3 protein-coding genes are annotated in these 20,392 nt (G+C 35.9%); all 3 read left to right on the top strand.

Annotation, left to right across the window (positions count from 1 at the left end):
• The first annotated feature begins 18 nt into the window (after nt 1-18).
• From N456_RS06365 to N456_RS06355, 3 genes are read left to right on the top strand one after another with little or no spacing between them, the layout of a single operon-like run.
• Nucleotides 19-2,094: a T9SS type B sorting domain-containing protein gene (locus N456_RS06365; RefSeq protein WP_082422452.1), complete on the top strand. Its 2,076-nt coding sequence runs from the start codon at nt 19-21 to the stop codon at nt 2,092-2,094.
• 4 nt (nt 2,095-2,098) lie between these two features.
• Nucleotides 2,099-5,113, top strand: coding sequence for a PorP/SprF family type IX secretion system membrane protein (locus N456_RS06360; RefSeq protein ID WP_062055081.1), 3,015 nt, complete (start codon nt 2,099-2,101; stop codon nt 5,111-5,113).
• A 45-nt stretch (nt 5,114-5,158) separates the two neighbouring features.
• Nucleotides 5,159-20,311 carry a T9SS type B sorting domain-containing protein gene (locus N456_RS06355; RefSeq protein ID WP_148639216.1) on the top strand — a complete coding sequence of 5,051 codons (15,153 nt, stop codon included), beginning with the start codon at nt 5,159-5,161 and terminating at the stop codon, nt 20,309-20,311.
• Nucleotides 20,312-20,392 lie beyond the last annotated feature (81 nt).

Below are 20,392 nucleotides of genomic sequence, written 5' to 3'. Positions count from 1 at the left end.
TAATTTAAGTGTGATATCATGAAAAAAAAACTTAACCTATCGTTGCTAATCGCCTTGTTGGTGTTCTTGAACTTTCAAGAATTACGAGCACAGTCTGCGAGTTCTAGAGTTATTGGTTCTCCATCAATACCATCCAGTAGTGGTGATATTCAAATATGCGCAAGAACATCGTTTAATTCTTTTACAGTTACAGCTGATTTATCTTCAGGAAACGCTTTTGATTCAGGAAATCAGTTTTTATTAGAAGTGTCTGATGAAAATGGTAGTTTTGATGATCCAACTAATGTACAAGAATTAGCAAGTACAAGTGTCCCTAATAGTACTACAACTTCTACAGAAATTCTTTTTGAAAATTTTTCTGTTCCCGAAAATTTTAACAGTGATACTTATAGATTGCGAGTAAGAAGTACTTCACCAGAAGTTATTGGCTCTATAACCTCCGCACCCGTAGCCATACATTTTTTAAGAGATGATATAGATATAACCCTTGATAATCGTCGAGTTATTTTTTGTGATGTTACCTCTTTTAGTAAAACAGTTTCCGTTGTAATTAAAGAAACTTTAAGCGGTAATACTGTAGATCCGAATGATTTTGAGTGGGAATGGTTGAAAAATGGAATAGTAATACCAGGAGAAAATGCATCGAGTATAACAATTACAGAAGAAGGAACATATTTTGCCAGAATACCAGGACAAGGAAAATGTCAACCATTTTTTAATGCTACTGGGGTAGGGGAATCAACTAAAGTAAGAGCATCTATTATAAATACTTCTGATGTAACAATAGAAACTCCCGCATCTGATTTTTCTTTTTGTCCTAACGAATCAAAAATATTGAACTCTAGTGAAACAGATACAAGATATGATTATCAATGGATTAAAAATGGAGAACCTATAGAAGGAGAAACGAGCCCTTCAATTACATTACCAGACAATGATTTTGGTGGAGAATATACATTAAGTATTGTTTTTAGTGAAGATTGTACGTTACTTACTGATCCTATAGCTGTAATAAATGAGGGATCATCAATAACACAAACATTACCAGAAAATCTAATTCTTTTACCTACTCAAGTTATTGATCTACAAATTATGACAGATGCTCCAGAAGGAAGTAATGTACGATGGTTTGTAGAGACTACTCCTCAGACTTCATCACCTCTTGTAGGAAATACAAGCACATTTGCCGCACAATTTATAGGTAAATATAGAGTAGAAATATCCGCTACTGACCCATGTAATAGTATGTTATTCTCAGAAACAGAATTATTTGCTCCAACAGGAATTGAAATGAGTATTGGTTCAAAAAATGAAAATACTTGTGATGTTGATACTTTTACTGTAGAACTATTAGAAATGATAGGCGAAACAGTTAGTGGTTTAAAAATTGCTTTAACTCCAGAACAATATGCATTTTTTGATTTTGAGTGGTTTAAAGATGGAGTTCCTGTAGGAAATAACACCACATCATTAGATATTAGTAGATCTGAGGAAGATTCTGTATACGAGCTTAGAGCAAATTTGAAAACAGGAGAATTTACAAATATTACTTCTAATTCATTAACTGTTGCTTTTATACCCAATGATATTGTTATTCAAGCAAATCCTGCTGGATTAACATTAGGAGGTATTGTAACACTTTCTGTACCGCAAAATAATGCCTATACTTATCAATGGTTTAGAAATGTAGATAGCGAAGAAACACTGTTAGATGGTGAAACAAATAATACACTAGAAGTTAGTGAAAATGGAGAATATTTTGTGAGAATATCTTCACTAATATGTACGCTTACAGTACCAGTTATAACAATTGGAGAATTGCGAGGTAAATCAGAAATTATACCTAATATCGTTACGCCTAATAGTGATGGAATTAATGATAACTGGTTACTTCCACCTAACTTGTTTAATCAACAAGATGTAGAAATTACAATATATAACTCTCGAGGTCAAGTTGATTTCACTTCAGGAAACTATCAAAATAATTGGCCTGTAGAAAACTCTAAATCCCTAGGAAAAGATCCAATATATTATTATATAATAACAAAAAATAATTCCGTTGTTAGAAAAGGCTCAATAACGGTAATGAGATAATTTTATGATTAAAAAATTACTACTACTATTTGTATATATATCCTTTAGCTTTCTTAGGGGACAGGAAAAGAGTACTACTACTTATGGTATTCTTCCCACTGACATTCCTACTCATACTCTTGTAAAATATAATCGATTTTATTTTAACCCTACTTTTTCTTTAGTACGAGAAAATAAAAAATCAATTAATGTATATAATAAAACTCAGTGGGCTTCATTTAATGATAACCCTCAGACATATTTGATCAATTATACAACTAATTTTGATGAAAGAATAGGTGTTTCTATAGGTCTACATCAACAAAACGAAGGAATTTATAGATATTTTGGTGGTATAGCCAACTTTGCATATAACGTAGAGTTAAATAGAGACATGAATCTTACTTTTGGATTAAATCTTGGGTTTTCTCAAAGTGGAATTAAATCTAATATTGATTCAGCAACAAGTATAGTATTAAATAGTGGCGTAGAAATAAGTGATCCTGTTATTCTTAATTATGAAAAAAAATCTGTTTTTCAATTAACCCCAGGAGCCAATTTTAATTATGAAGAATTTGATGTCGGAGTTTCTTTAGTAAATTTAGTAGCTTATAATCTTACTGCTAGTGAATTGTTAACAGATAACATGGCAGTTACAGGGCATGTGATGTATACTACTAGTTTAGAACGAAGATCTGATAAAGTCATTAGAGGAATAGGATATGTAAATATGTTACCAGATTCAGGTTCTGATTCTAACCTTAGATACGGAGGTAGCGTTATTGCTGAGTTACCAGAATTAGGTTGGGCTCAGGCAGGGTATAATAGCTATTATGGGGTTTCAGTAGGTATTGGAGGTAATATTACATCTAATGTTTCTGTTGGATATACATATGAAACAGGACTAGGAGATACTAGTAATTTTGGAGCATCCCATGAGGTAGGACTAGCATATAATTTTGAAACCGAAAAACCACGTAGACGAACCAAGTCTAGATCTAAATCAAGCACACAAAAAGCATACGAAGCAAGAGATTCTGAAATTAGGAGACTCAAAAAAGAAATCTTAGATCAAAATAAACTAATAAGAGAGCTTCAAAATGAAAGTGGAGAATCTAAAAGTCAGAGAAAGAAAGCAATGAGTGAACTCGAAAGATCGATTGCTGAAGCTAAAGAAAAAGAGGCTAAAGCAGCGAGAGAACTAGAGTTACAACGTGAAGAAGAAGTAAAATTACTCAATAGACAAAGAGAAGAGAAAGAACGTTTAGCTGCTCAAAGAAGACTAGAGAGAGAAACTGCAGAGCAGAAAGCAAAAGAAGAACGTTTAGCTGCTCAGAGAAAAATTGAACGAGAAATTGAAGAACAGAAAGCCGAAGAGGAGCGTTTAGCTGCTCAAAGAGAGTTAAGTCGTGAAGAATCTGAAGAAAAAACAGAAGAAGAAAGAATAGCTATTGAAGAAGCTGCAAGAGAAGCAGAGGCAGCAATAGAACAAGCCGAAGAAGATCGTTTAGCTGCTCTTAAACAATTGGAACAAGAAAATTCAGAACAGAAAGCTGAAGAGGAACGTTTAGCTGCTCAGAGACAACTAGAACGAGAAGCTGCAGAACAGAAAGCCGAAGAGGAACGTTTAGCCGCTCAGAGACAATTAGAACGAGAAGCTGCAGAACAAAAAGCCGAAGAAGAACGTTTAGCCGCTCAGAGACAACTAGAACGAGAAGTAGCAGAACAAAAAGCCGAAGAAGAACGTTTAGCTGCTCAGAGACAACTAGAACGAGAAGTAGCAGAACAGAAAGCCGAAGAGGAACGTTTAGCTGCTCAGAAGCAATTAGAACGAGAAGTAGCAGAACAGAAAGCCGAAGAAGAACGTTTAACTTCTCAGAAGCAATTAGATCGAGAAGTTACAGAGCAAAAAGCTGAAGAAGAACGCTTAGCTTCTCAAAAGAAATTAAATAGAGAAGTTAACGAAAATATAGGAGTAGATCAAGTAGCTGAAGCTGCTCGATTAGCTGAAGTAGAGCGATTAAAACAAGTAGCAATAGCTAAAGCTGCTGCTGAGGCTGCCCGATTAGCAGAAGAAGAGCGACTACAACAAGAAGCTGCTGCTGAGGCTGCCCGATTAGCAGAAGAAGAGCGACTACAACAAGAAGCTGCAAAAACAACAACAAATGAAGAAGGCTTAGATGAAATTAAAAAAGAACTAGATAATAATAGTCGAATTACTGAAAAGATATATGCTCGAAGAGATTCATTATTAAATACTAGTTTAAATGTTGATAAACGGGAGTTTAGCAAACTATTAGAATCTCTTGTTAGTATGGATGATGATGCAGAAGAAGCTAAAAAAGATGTAGACCCATCTAGTTCTAAAAAACTTACGGCTAAAAATAGATTTATAAAATTTGCAGAGACAACAAGACCAGAAGCACAGATTGCTACCAAGTATATACCAGGATATCCAGAAGGATATTACTTAATTGGTAATGTATTTAAAGGAGGTGCATACGCTGATAAATTTACAGGTACATTAAAGGATTTAGGATTTAATGATTCTCAGATTATACTTAACCCAGAAAATCAATTTCAGTATGTGGCTATAGAGAGTTATACTAATAAAGATGAAGTCCAAGAAAAGTATTTAAATAATATTGATAACAGATATTTTGGTGACATGTGGATATTACATATTGCTAAAAGTAGGGTAGAATCCTATAAAAAATTATTACAAGAAACACGACTAATAAAAGATACTGTTAAAGATGATACTGTATTAACAGAAAACTTATCCTATATAGGAGGACATAATATAGAAAACGGATATTATTTAATCACTAATATCTTTAAAAGAGAAAATTATTTTGAAAGAGGAATGGCGAAGTTACGATCTCAAGGATTGGAACCTCAATATTTCAGGAACCCCAAAGACAACTATATATACGTATACTTAAAGAGATATGATAGAATTGATGAAGCTAAACAGAGCTTATTCTCTAATGTAAATAATTCGTATGATGGTGAGCTTTATATATTAAAAATTCAATAATGTAAGAGAGATATGACGACTAAACGCCCTAATACCCCACTGTTTATGAAACCTAAAATATCGATTAAAATACTATTGGCAATAGCATTTATAGTTATTAGTAATGTAAGTGATATATATGCGCAAGAAATTATAAAATTAAAGCCTAGAGAAACCAGAGATAGGATTAATGGTAACCTTATAATGACTGGTAATTCCATTGTTGGATTAGATCAAGTAGGTAGTACAGATCATGATCCTAATGCGGATTATAATGGAAATGCGAGTAATGGAAACAGTATTTCTGATTATATAGATATAGATGGTGATTCAAATACATTTAGTTCTAGTAGTGCTAATATTATAACTCCTAGACCTGACTGTACTGAGATTGTATACGCGGGACTATATTGGTCTGCAACATATTATTTAGAGAGAAAGCCTGTAAATTTTTTAAATTTAGAGATCAATAACACTTCCATTGCAGGAGATTATGAGACAGGATATCTTTATAATAGCCCTACAATACCCGCCGGAGGAATTACAAGAAATTTAGTGTTAGTCGATGATAATAGTGGTTTTGATACTGCGGATGCGTGTAGCCCGATATTTAACTGGCCACAGGTAAATGGAAACATAGCAGTAGTTAGAAGAGGAACCTGTAATTTTTCTGATAAAGTATTTTATGCTCAACAAGCAGGAGCTATCGCTGTTATTCTTGTTAATAATGTACCAGGATTTTCACCAGGACCTTTTCTAAACCCTGGATTCCTTACAATTCCTTCAATAAGAGTTAGTCAGGCAGATGGAAATGCAATTATAGCACAAATGTTTAGCAATACGGTAAATGCTACTTTAGAAACTAGAGTAGATACTACTATTGGTGATGAAGAATTAAATGGTTTACCCATCAATGATGCCAGAAAACAAGGAGCTGCAGACTTTAGAAATATAAAATTTAAAGTACCCGGAGGTTCTTATGTAGATATAACAGCTGATCAAACAATTTATGATGGGTATAGAGGCACACCTACCAATGTTTTACCTATAGGTATCGACCCCACTGATCCATCTGCTACCCCTAACCCACAAGCTACAGATGATGTACCATATGTATGTTATTCTAACGTAACGAGTTTAATAAATCAAAATGCTACTAATGGAGAATATACTGTAGCCAATATGAATGCTACTATAGGACAAACCTCAGGACAATCAGGAGCATCAGGAGGATGGACATTGGTTATTATTTACGAAGATCCTTTAGAGAGCAGTAAATACATCAGTACTAATGATGGTTTTGTACAAATTAATAGTGGGAGCGCAGCAGTAGATTTTACCTACACAGGGTTTACAACACTTCCTGGAACGTTGCCTGTAAAAGCTAGATATGGAGTTGCAGCTTTAGAAGGAGATCGTGGTTTAGGAGGAACGGTTTCAAGACCCAATGGTGATCAGTTATTAATCCTTAATGCTGCAAAACCAACACCAGCTTTTGTTCCATTAGGAGAAGATATTTCTACTCCTGCAAATAATTTTGATATCAATCCCACAATAAACTTTTTTAACAGTTCTGTGACATTTAATCATCAGTATATAACCAATCGTAATCCAGCTTCAGAAAATACATTAGGGTTTGATATTGATCTTTTTGATTTACCAAATACGAATAATGTATTAATAGATAACGATCAAGATAATGTTACATTTAGACTTGCCACCGATTCGGATACATATCGAGTATTTCTTAATACATTTTCAGTAGAAATTATTGAACCCGAACTGCGAGTTATAAAAAGAGTATATGAAACTACTGATGCTAATGGTAACGGAGTTCTTGATGAAATTACAAATGCTAATGTAGAACTTGGAAATGAATTATTTTATGATTTAGAAATCGAAAATGTAGGAAATGAAGATTTAATAGACGGTTCAATAACTATAACAGATACATTACCCGATAATGTAGATCTGGTAAATATTGAAACGTTACCTCCTGGAGTTACCTCTACGATAACACCTCCGAGTAGAATTGATTTTGCTATTCCTGCTAGTTTGGTCGAACAAACAGATGCTCCGATATTTATACGATTTAAAGTAAAATTGGTAGACACTTGTGAGAAACTGAGAGACGCTTGTTCTAATAGAATTCAGAATTCGGCAACGGCTACTTTTACTGGAGCAATCTCAAAAGGAAATCCTTCTACGACTAATAGTAGTAGTATTATTGGTGCTTGTGGTAATACAGATGGCGAAGCAACAAATTTCTTAGTTAATATCCCTGCTTGTGAGAGCAATTCTATATTTTGTGATGATGATTTTCAACTTACTGCAGGTACAGGCTATAATCAATACACTTGGTCAGGACCAGGTATAGCAGGAACAATTGTAGAAACAGATAATGTATTCGATTTTAGTGACTATTCTATAACTCCAGGAACAGGAATATATACTGTTGTTAAAGAAGATACTAGTGGTGTGTGTATGTCACTTACAGAAACTTTTGATGTAAAACCATTTAGAAATATAGAGAACCCAATTCTTGACTATGTTAACAATAGTACAGTGATTTCTACAAATTGTAGTGGTTTAGAATTACCTCAGATTTTATTGTGTGGTACATCTACGATGTTCTTAGATTCTAAGTTTCTACCAGCAGAATATGATAGCATATCTTGGCAAAAACTATCTCCAAGTGGCTCATGTATTCTTGATCCTAATGATGCTTGTTCTTTATTATCAGGTAATTGTACTGATAGTAACTGGGTAGAGCAGACAGGAGGTGATACTCCTACCTTTACCGTTTCTGAAGCAGGAGATTATAGAATATTTGTAGAATTTAAAGGAGGATGTACAAGACCATTTTATTTTAGCGTATTTAAAAATGACTATCAGCCTACACTTACTATGACACCAATAGAGTGTGGTAATGACGGTAGTGTGACGGTTACTAATGCTCCTACTAATTTTGCATTTAGTTTAACCTCAGGAGCGCCGACTTTTGATGTTGCCCATTATACAAATACTACAGGTGTTTTTCCTATTGATGCTGCTTCGGCAGGAGGTACTATTACTGTATATGGTATTGATACTACATTTCCTGGATGTGAATATTCTGCTATGATAGATGTACCAAAAATTAATCCAACATTTGAGTTGATAGGTACGAACCCAACCTGTACTAATGATGATAATAATACAGGGACAGGTAGTATTCAGATAAGAGTAACTAATGGGTCACCACAGTTTCAATATACGATTACTGGGGGTACGCTACCTGAACCAATAGTAGTTCCTAATAGTGGTGCTAATAATGGAAATTATATTCAAGAAAACCTACTTCCTGGTACATATGATGTAGAAGTTATATCCAATCGCCCTGCTCCTGAGTGTATCTATACTACTGCAATTGTGGGTGATGGTATTGATCCAATAGTAATTGCTCCTGCCCAAGATTTTAGAGCAGAAGCAGTTGTAATAGCACCAGAAACCTGTACTGCAGGAACTTTAGTACAGATTAATGTACTTGCTGGATCAGGAAATTATTTATATGATGATGGATCAGGAACTTTTCAAGCTAATAATGTATTTGAAATTCCTAGACCAGCTAATCCAGCTACAGAATATACATTCTATGTGACTGATAATAGTTTACCTGCTGGAACCGCTGCCTGTACTATCGAAGTAAAAATAAATGGAATCACACCATATCAACCTATAGTAATTGATAATGTAACAGTAACACAACCGGCTTGTTCTGGCGATAATGGGCAAGTACGAGTACAAGTATCACCAGAAGTTGCAGGAAGAACATATACATACCGTTTATTAAATACTACAGATCAAGATCCTTCTCCTGTATATACTGTAGTAGATGAGATTGTATCTACATCTAGAGATATTACATTTACTAATATTCCTGATTTAACATCTTATAGAGTACGTGTACTACACAATGATACCGCACTTCCTGTAAACCCAGCAAGTCCACCAATATGTATGGTAGAAGGAACAGATTTTCCTATTAGTACTCCTGATGCTATCACTGCTGATGTAACTACAGAAAGAGAATTGAGTTGTAATACACCCCCTGATAATACTGCAATTATCCTTATTAAGGATGTAGTAGGAGGATCAGGAAACTATGAATGGAGTTTTGATGCTACTACAAACTATACAGATATTACATCATCTGAAACACGTATTCCGGTAAGTGGATCAGGAGGGTATACAATATATATAAGAAATCGAGACACAGATGATTGTGTGGAAAACTTCACTACATCTGTAGCAGTGTTAGAACAAGTAACAGATATTACTTTTACTGCAGATCCAACAACATCGAGTTGTAGTGCACAGACTATAGCGGTTACTGCGGTGGCTGAACCAGTAGGTCCTACATACACCTATAGTGTAACTCCAGCACCAGTATCAGGCGATGCTAGCACAGGGGTGTTTGTTTTAAATAGAAATGTAGACTATAATTTTACCGCAACTAGAGGAGATAATCAATGTGCTCTTAGTTTAAATCACAGAGAAGAACTATTACCGATTATAAATATCATTGATGCTACCGAGATTAATGCAGTTACTTGTAAAGCAGGCAATGATGGCGCATTTACATTTAATGTAGGGAATAGTAGTTCATTTAGGTATACTGTAACAGGTCCTTTACCAGATACAACGACGATTGTGGCATCAGGTTCTTCTACAACAAGTTCAGTAACTATCCAAAGTCCTGCAACACCGTTAGTAGTAGGGACTTATACCATAACAGTAGTAGATGCAAGTCTTGCAGGTAACTCACCCCCTAATTGTACCGATTCTACAACAGTTACTATTACAGAACCTGCAGTTGCGCTTGATTTTGGTTTTACGACTAAGAACTCAGATTGTAATGCTGATACAGGAGTTATAACCGTAAATGCTATAGGAGGTAGAGGCAATTTTCAATATGAGCTTAGAGATAACACAAATACTGTTGTCAATGGATATCAGTATCCAAATACTAATAATGAATTTACGGGATTAGCTGATGGTAACTATACTATATTAGTTAGAGACGGTAATTCTAGTAATGCTTGCCAGGTTACAAAACCAGCTACAATAGAGCCATTTACAGGGCCTGTAATTGTACTAGCAACTGGTGGAGATGTATGTGTTGATACAAATCCTGCTACACAAAGAATTACCATTACACCAAGTACAACGACTACGACTACAGGACCGTTTGAGTACATTCTTAATGGAGCAACAAATGTACCAGTAACATTCTTGGCAGCTCCTGATGATGATACTTTTGAAATACCAAACTTAACCGCAGGTAATTATACTGTTACAGTACTTAATACGGAGACGAATTGTACTTCTAATGTGGTTAATTTTACGATAGATCCAGAACTTACCATTACAGCTTCATTGGCTAAAGATATAGACTGTAACTCAGGAGCTACTATAACATATATTCCAGGAGGAGGAAATGGTGTAGGCAGACAATTTAATTTATACAATCCTCCTGTACCTCCAAGTATCACACCAACACTAGTACAATCTAATATTCCTTCTCCGTACAGTGATGCTGCTGTACTTGTACCAGGAGATTATATTGTAGAAGTTACTGAAGCATCAGGATGTAATGCATTTTCTAATACCATTACGATTACGACATATACAGCTTTAACAGCTACTAATCCAGCGGTAGTAACAGAGCCAACATGTCCTGGAGAAACAGGATCAATTGATGTAGAAGTTACCGCAGGAAAAGGACCATTTACATATGTACTCGATGGTGATTTAACAACTCAAATAGGGCCAACAGTAGACACCACGGTAACCTTTCCTAATGTTACTGCTGGCGGACATACTGTTACTATTACAGATGGATCTGGTGCAACACCAGCGTGTACACTAGATGTTACAGCAACATTAACAGATCCAGACCCGATTGTTCCGACAATAACACAAACAACGCTAAGTTGTATTCCAGGGAGTGAAGATGCTATTATTACGATAACAGGTATTACAGGAGGATCAGGAAACTATGCATATACCTTAGATCCTACAGCCGGGTATACTAATATTACAGTATTCCCTGTACCATTACCAGCAATTACAGTAGCAGGAGATTATACGATTTATATAGCCAATCAGGGAACACCAGAAACATGTGCGGTTACCAGAGTTATTACTATTGATGAAAAACTAGAAGTAGAGAGTGTAACAGTAACTCCAACTCCAACAGGTCTAGATTGTATTAATGAAACAGTAGATGTAGTTGTATCTGCTTCTTCAGTAGGACCACCACCAACATATCAATATAGTATTACTCCAGATCCAGCAACCGGTGCAGCAGCAACTGGTTCTACAGCTTTTAGTGGAACTACTAATTATACGTTTACGAATGGAGTTACGTATAGAGTAACAGCAAGAAGAAATGATAGTGAGTGTACTAATTTTGAAGATTTTAATCAGTCTCCAATTGATAAGATCGAAATTACTAATGCTACCCAAACGCAACCTGTAACGTGTAAGGGTGATAATGATGGCGCATTTAATTTTACAGTGGATACTACAGCATTTCCTAACTTCACTTTTGAAGTTATAGGACCTGCTCCATCAGTTGCTGTTGTAGCTACAGGAACCTTTCCTGGAGACGCATTAGCTGCTACAGGATTGGAAAATGGTCAATATACTATTAGGGTTACAGATACGAATGCTAGTGTTGCAACCAATTGTACCACAACAGAAACAGTAGATATTGCAGAGCCAGCAACAGATATTACATTTAATGATAATGTTAATCAGACGTGTACTGATAATACAGTATCAGTAAATACTGTTGCAGGAGGTAATGGTGCTGAATATACCTATGAATTGTTTAATAGTTCAGATGTTTCACAAGGAGCAGCAATTCCTATTACACAAACGTATACAGGGGTAGCTAACGGTAATGGATACTATATTATAGTAAGAGATAGTAAACTTTGTGAAACTAGAGGTACACCTTTTAATATAACCCCTCTACCAACAGTAGGTTTAAGTGTTACATCTAGCGAATTATGTTTAGATGATAATGTGGCAACTATTGATTTTGCAATTACTAGTGGTAGTCCTGATTATTCTTATACTATTACTAGAGATGGTACTCAGATAGCAAGTACTCCATTAGGAGCAGGAGTAACCACATTTACCACTCCTAATTTAACACAATCAGGAACTTACATAATTACAGTTACTGATAATGTGGGTTGTACAGCTTCGTTTACTCAGGTAATCGCTCCAAAAGTATCAATTCAGGCTTCTTTGTCGCGAGATTTAACTTGTTTAGCTAATGCCGAAATCGCAATAACGACTAGTGGAGGTAATGGAGCTACTTCATTACAGATAAGTATTGATGGAGCAGCATTTACTAATTATACAGGTGCAATACCTTTTATAACTCCTACAGCAGCAACTTATCAGTTTAAAGTGATCGATTCTCAGGGATGTTTTGCAGATTCTGCTGTGATTAGAGTAAATCCGGCACCAAACCCTGTAGCAACAGTAACACCAACAGATATTTCTTGTAATGGAGATTCAACAGGGATTATAACATTTGCGATAGATAATACAGTTGGTACTGCACCATATACAACAAGTATTGATAATGGAGGAACTTTTAGCTCACGAACCGTTTATTCTGGTTTAACAGGTGGTATTTATGATTATATAGTACGAGATGCTAAGGGCTGTGATTTAACAGGGCGGGTTACAATTAATGAACCAGATGCTATAACTGCAACTTTTACAGAATCATTTGTTACATGTACAGGAGGAGGAACTTTTGATTTTGCAGACATTAATGTAACAGGTGTAACAGGGGGTACTATAACAGCAACCGGATATACCTATAAAATTTATGATAGTAGCACAGGTAATTTAGTAGTACCTGATCTAACTAATAACCCTTCTGATCCTCCATTGACTTCTGGTAATACCATAACAACTACAAGTACATCTGTTCTTTTTGAAGAACTTAGTTTTGGTACATATTATATTACTATTGAGGATGAAAAAAAATGTTTATTTAGATCAGATCCAATAACAATTTCTTCACCTGTTGATGATATTGATATTAATGCGATTCCTGTAGCTTCTGATTGTAATGCTAATGGAGCAGTTTATGATATAATTATTAGAGAAGGAACAAGACCTTATGAAATAAGAATAGTAGATGTTCCTGGTTTTGATACGTTTATATCAACTAATGGGACTATTCATGGATCTACCCCTATCCCTCCAGCACCGTTTGTTTTAGATGCTACACCCGGAGGAAATGTTCATCAATATACAGGATTAACATTTGATATACCATATATTATTGAAGTAAAAGATGTTGGAGGTTGTATCTATAGAGAAGCTATAGCAGCTGTACCTTCACCAAATGGAGTAACTGCTGTAATTAATGGAGATCCAACAGATATATCGTGTAATGGATTAACAAATGGAACAGTTAATTTTACCTTTGATGGATATACTGGGAATGATGTTCAGTGGGAAATTTTTAATTCTTCTTCAGGAATACCAATAGGAAGCGGAAGTGCTTCTCCTGGTCCAGCACCATATACTGATAATCTAGGAAGTTTTGATGTGGGTAGTTATTTAGTAGTATTTTCTACGCCTACAGCACAATTTTGTGGAGCTTCTATTGAATTTAATATTGAAGAACCTTCGGTTTTAGGAATAGAGCTTGTTAGTTCAAAAGATGCTCTTTGTGCCATAAATGGTTCTCCAAGACCTGGTGAAATAGTAGTAATTGGAAGAGGTGGTACTTCACCATATACTTATGATGTAAGTCCAACAGGAACTTTTACAAATACTACAGGAACTTTTGAGCTAGCTGCAGGGTCTCATGATATTTATGTTAGAGATGCTAATGGATGTGTAGAAGGACCTATTAATGAAACGATTAATAATACAACAACGCCGTCATTCACCAACTTACCGATTCAATTTGTTGTGGATCCTTGTAACTATGATAATGATTATACATTTACTGTCAATGCTTCTGGAGGAGTGGGTGATTTAGAGTACGGAATAGATGATGGTGATCCAGGAACAGCAGATGTACCATCTTACACTGCAGATTCACCTAGCGATGGGATATTTACATTTAGAGTATTTGGAGCAGGTGAGTATAATTTCTTTGTTAGAGATGCTAATGGTTGTACTGATACAGGAACAATTACAGTATATGATCCACTTACTCTAGCACCTACTTTTAGTGGTATTCCAAACTGTACTGCCGCTGATGGAGAAATTACGGCTAATGTTACAGGAACTATAGCAGGTACTTTAAGTTATGAGCTACAAAATTCTGCGGGTGTAGATACTGGTAATACAACAGGACTTACAACAGGTATATTTACTGGTGTTGCACCAGGTAGCTATATTGTAGAAGTTACTGATTCTGGGCGAGGTCCAACAGGATGTTCATTTAAAGAATCAGTGAGTATACAAGCACCACCACCACCAACTATAGATGGTACGACAGGTGCTACAAATATGACATGTATTAATGATGCTCCTCCTACAGGAAGTATAACAGTTTCTCTAACCGGAGCATTAGATCCTACAGTAACATATGAATATGAAATCACAACAGCACCTATTACAAGTGATACTAGAGCTAGACAATCTAATCCTACATTTAACAATCTAGATGTGGATAACTATACCGTAAGAGTATGGGCAACCTTTACCAATGGTTCTGGTGCTAGTGCACAAGATGTAGTTTGTTTTGATGATCATATCTTTAATATCACGGAGCCACCTGTAGTAAGTAGTGATCCACCAGTACAAGGCGATCATTTTGATTGTGATGGTGCTAATACCAACGCTACTATAGAAATCACGGGAGTTACAGGGGGTAGTAATTCTGGCTATACCGCTACAGTAACTAGACCAGATGGAGTGGTATTATCTGATATTGCGATTATTCCTTCTCCTGCAATAACAATTGTAGAAGCTCCTATTCCTGGAAATTATACTGTTCAGATTTTTGATAGTAATGATTGTCCTTCTACAATTTCTAATGTACCCATTGCAGCATATACTAAGATGTTTGATCCTTTAGTAACTCAGACACAACCTATTTCTTGTCGACCAAGCCCTGCAGGTGATGAAATTGTAGAGGTTTCTATTCAGGGAGGATCAGGAGATTTCTTGTTTGAGCGAGTTGATAATTTAGGAACTGTATTAGATGCTATAGACACCCCATCTGGTACTAGAATTGCACAATTCTTTAACCTTACTACTGTTGCTACACATACCTTCCGTATTACAGATCAAGGAGATGCTAATGGTATGGGACTAAATTGTACAATACCTGTTACGTATAAGGTTGATGATTTTGATACTATTGAAGCAACGATAGCCAAAGGACCTGCTACAATACAATGTTTTGGAGCTAATACAGCAAACGTTATCTTAGATGTAACTGGTCATACAGGACCATATAATTATACGGTTACTAATCTTACAACTGGAGATACAGATACTGGTTCCGGAGATACAACTATTGGATCAACAACAATTGGGACATTACGATCAGGAAATATACAGGTAACAGTAACCGATCCTATTACTAATTGTAATGATGAATCTAATATTGTAAATATTACTCAACCAGATCAATTAATTCTAAACCCTATTGTATCTAATATCAATGCGAACTGTAATGAAGATGCAAAAGTAAGATTTACAGCTATTGGAGGAACAGGAGCATATACGTTTACAGCAACAAATGTTCCTGTAGGAGGAACTGTTACTCAAACTAATGCTACTGGTACTTTCTCACTACCTTTTTCAACTACCGCAGCTGAAAATGAGTATACAATTAGTGTGGTTGATGCGAATAGTTGTACATCAACTCCGGTTTCGAGAAATGTAACCATAAATATGACAGCTGCTCCTACTTTAGCGCCGCTTACATTTGTTGATGATCCATGTGATTATACTGATAATAGTAATATTATAAGAGCTACAGGAACTACTAATGTAGTAGGAGGAACAGGAGTATTAACTTTCCAGATAACAAATATGACTACAGGCGTAGTAAGTAATCGAGTTCCTGGAAGCGGAGGTCTTACTCACGATTTTACGGTAACCTCACCAGCTATATATGAAGTAAGAGTATTTGATGAAAATGGATGTCCATCTAATGATCGACAAATTAGAGTGTTTCCTAAGTTATCCGTTACAGCTGATTTTACAGGTGATCCTACTTGTAGGCTTACAGATGGAACTATTACAGCTACACCAACAGGAGGTTCTGATTTTATAGCTAATCCAGGTAACTTTACATTTACTTTAATAAATAATGTTACCAATGCTATAGTCTTAGGACCACAAGCATCTAATATATTTACTCCTGTAGCAGCAGGAGACTATAGAGTAGAAGTTACGGATAGTAACGTTCTTCCTCTTACAGGATCTGGATGTACTAAATCAGGAAATGTTACTGAACTAACAGTACCATTAGACCCAGTACTTTCAGAAGATTCGGATGATGTATCATGTATTGGAGCGAGTGATGGAGCTGTTACTGTAGCAATACAAACAGGAACAGATCTTGATGGTCCATATACGTATCAGTTATTTGAAAATGATCCTGCTATAGCAGGAGTACAGCAGATAGGTGCTGATCAGGAAAGCAATCCTACATTTACAGGATTATCCTTTAATGCATTACCTGCACCACATCCTACGGGAGGACAATACTTAGTAGTTGTTACATCCAATAGAGGATGTTCTAGCTCAATCCCTGTACAGATAAATGAACCATCGGCTGTAACCGCAGATGCACCAACGTTAGGAGATGCTTTTAAATGTGGTGCAAATGCTACTATCAATATTGCTAATATAGCCGGAGGAACAGGGGCTAATTATACGGTTAGAATTACTGAACCTGCACCTAGTAGTATAACTAGAACAGTTGTAGTTCCAAGCCCAGTGCCAAATCCTTTTGTTGTAGATGCACCAATACCAGGATTGTATACTATAGAAATAGTAGATGGTAATAGTTGTACTAATGCTACTCCATTAGTAGTTACAGTACCGCCTTTATCAGAAATGACGAATGAAACAGTTAATGTAACTATTCCTATTAGTTGTCTTACTGCTAATACAGAAACGGTAACAGTATCTGTAGACCATTCTGCTACCAATACAGCTGGATTTGAGTTTGATTTATTACCTCTTGGTGGTGCGGATGTACAAACTATTGCAGGAGGACCTGCAGGAACGGTAACAAGTAATCCATTTGCATTAACAGGAGCAGTAGGAACAACCTATACATTCCAAATCAAAGACTTAGATACGGACTGTACTGTAAGAGTAAGTCATAAGGTAGAAGCATTTGATCTAGCTAAAGTAACAGCTGTTCAGCAAGCTCCAGAGACTTGTTTTGGTAGTGAAAACGGATCGGTACAAATCGGAGTGTCTGGATATATAGGTGATTTTGGATATACTATTGTAGATGTTGGAGTAACACCAGAAGCAATTGTATATACTAGTACAGCGGATCTTACTACAGATGGAGACCTTGCTACAGCAGATTCTTTCATTATACCGCTAGCACCTGCTGGAATAGGAGTAGGTACGTATAGAGTAGATATTATAGAACGTAGTGCACCAAATTGTCCTAGTAGTTCAGATGTATTTACTATTGATGGACCTACAATTGAGTTTGATGCCACTATTACAGAGATAAACGTGCAAGAAACGTGTGCTCCAGGAACTGATATTTCTTTTCAGACGAGTGTGACAGGAGCAAGAGGAGTAGTTACTTACTTACTTGTAGAAACAGGCGCTACTAGTTCGACAGGTTTATTTACTGGATTATCAATTGCTCAGGCATCACCAGTAGTACCAGCAACAGTACCACCAACATTTACATTTACAGTAACGGCAACAGATACTTTTGGAGCGATTGTATGTACTGATGATGCTGTGGTTACCGTAAGACCTCCATCAAATGATGTAGCGATTACTCCAATACCACCAAGTAGTATCAGTTGTTTTGGTGAAGAAGATGGAAGAATAACAGTTATTGCTACAGGAACAGATACACCACTTAGATATTCTATTACACCAGCTGCAACAGGTGTAGAAAGTGTATTACAGACGGGTACTATTTTTGAGTTATTGAAACCAGACAGTTATCTAGTAAAAGTATATGATAAATTAAATTGTACTGCACAAACTACTGCGGTTATTAATGATGTAGCAGAAGTAACAGTTAACTTAGGTACTGTAACACCAGTTACATGTAGTACTAGCACACGTGATGTAACAGTTAATGGTACGAGTAGTGTGGCAATACGTGATCATGTTATGGTTAATGTTACTGATTCAGACCCTGCAAATCATACAGAAACAGTGGTGACTACGAATACGGCATCACATACATTTACTGGTCTGACGCAAGGAGAATATGTATTCTATGTTGTTGATGTTAATGGCTGTAGATCAAAACGATCTAATCCAGTTCCGGTAATACCGATCACAGCGATTAATTTTGATCTAGATACAAGTGCAGCACAGGTTAATTGTCGTGATGAAGCTACAGGAGTAATTAATATTATGAATTTAACAGGAGGTGTTGGTAGTTATGAGTTTTTACTTCTTACAGGGACATCAGTGCTTCCTATACCAGCAGCACCTGCGAATTTACTTAGAGGTCCACAAGCAACAACAGAGTTTAGGTTGCTTCCTCCGGGTGATTATACCTATGTTGCTCGATCAGTAACAGATATTTCTTGTACTGCTATTCGTACATTTACAATTATCAACCCACCATTATTCGAACCAACGGTTAGTTTTACAGATGTTTCTTGTAGTGGAGAAGATGATGGTACAATAACGATTGATGCAGCAGGAGGTACTCCACCATATTCATTTGCGATTGATTCACAACCAGGAGTATTTTTTAATGATGCTTCTGATGGAGTACCAAATCAGCATATGTTTACAAATTTAGAGCCAGGAATATATACTGTATTAGCTCAGGACTCTAGAGGATGTGATGAGGTATTTACAATAACAATTAATGAACCTAATACTTTAGTTGCAAATATTGTAGGAACTGTAACTCCAGAAACATGTTTTGAAGCAGTAGATGGAGCAGTAACTATAGAAGTATCAGGAGGTACACCTCCATATCGTACTAGTATTACAAATAACCCTGCTGATTTTGTACAGGATATGTTTACGTATACAAGTTTACCAGGAGGAACAACCACTATCTATATAATGGATGCAAATGATTGTATACGTGAGTTGCCAGTAGAGATTCCAGGAGGAGTTGTACTTAATGCTATATTAACGCCTACACTAGTATGTCCTGTAAGAGATGTAAATGATCCATCAGTGATTTTAGAGGCTCCTAAGTATATTATAGAGTTCGAACTAGGATTAAATTCTGTGAAGAATGATATTATCTTTACTCTTAATGGTATTAACGGAACTCCTGATCCAGCGTCTAATACTAGTATTAGTGCAAACGCAAAATATGAAGTAACCCCAGGAGATTATCAAGGTATTCTAGAGCATTCTGGAGGATGTACTGTTATTACAGATGTTATTCGTATCGAAGAATATATTCCATTATCTGTTCCTGTTGCAGAAATGACAGGTAACACCCAAGATCCTAATGAATACCAAATCATAGAATCTGGAGGTAGAAGATTTAATAAGGAACCGTTCTATGCATTCTCATATGCAATCTTAAGAGATGGTAGAACAGTAAATCAATTGCAATCAGATGATTTTACAGAGCTAGAAGGAAATATTTTTACAGTACGAGAAACTGCTGATTATGCATTACGAGTGGTTGACGCAGATGGTTGTGAGGTTAGAGTAGTTCAGAATATAACGTATATTAATATTCGTATTCCTAATTACTTTACACCAGATAGCCCAAACAGTACTGTCGAAGAACAATTCTGGTATCCAAGACAGATTACGCCTAATCTAAATGACCCATTCTTCTTTGAGAATATGGAGGTGATGATTTTTGATAGATATGGTAGAATGCTGGTAGAGTTTAAAGGAAACCAACAAGGTTGGGATGGTCTTTATCAAGGAAAACAACTTCCTTCGGGAGATTATTGGTACACTATCATTTTAAACGATATTGATAATAGAGAGTTTACAGGTCACTTTACATTATATAGATAATATACTAAATGTATAAGACCAGATGGATAAAGTCGTAAGACGTAAAAGAAAAAGTTAATGATCTGTAATTTTTAATGTTAG

The sequence above is a fragment of the Aquimarina longa SW024 genome, assembly GCF_001401755.1.
GTDB classification, from domain to species: domain Bacteria; phylum Bacteroidota; class Bacteroidia; order Flavobacteriales; family Flavobacteriaceae; genus Aquimarina; species Aquimarina longa.
Note: the sequence above shows the minus strand (reverse complement) of the source record. Positions and strands in the feature narration are given on the sequence as shown.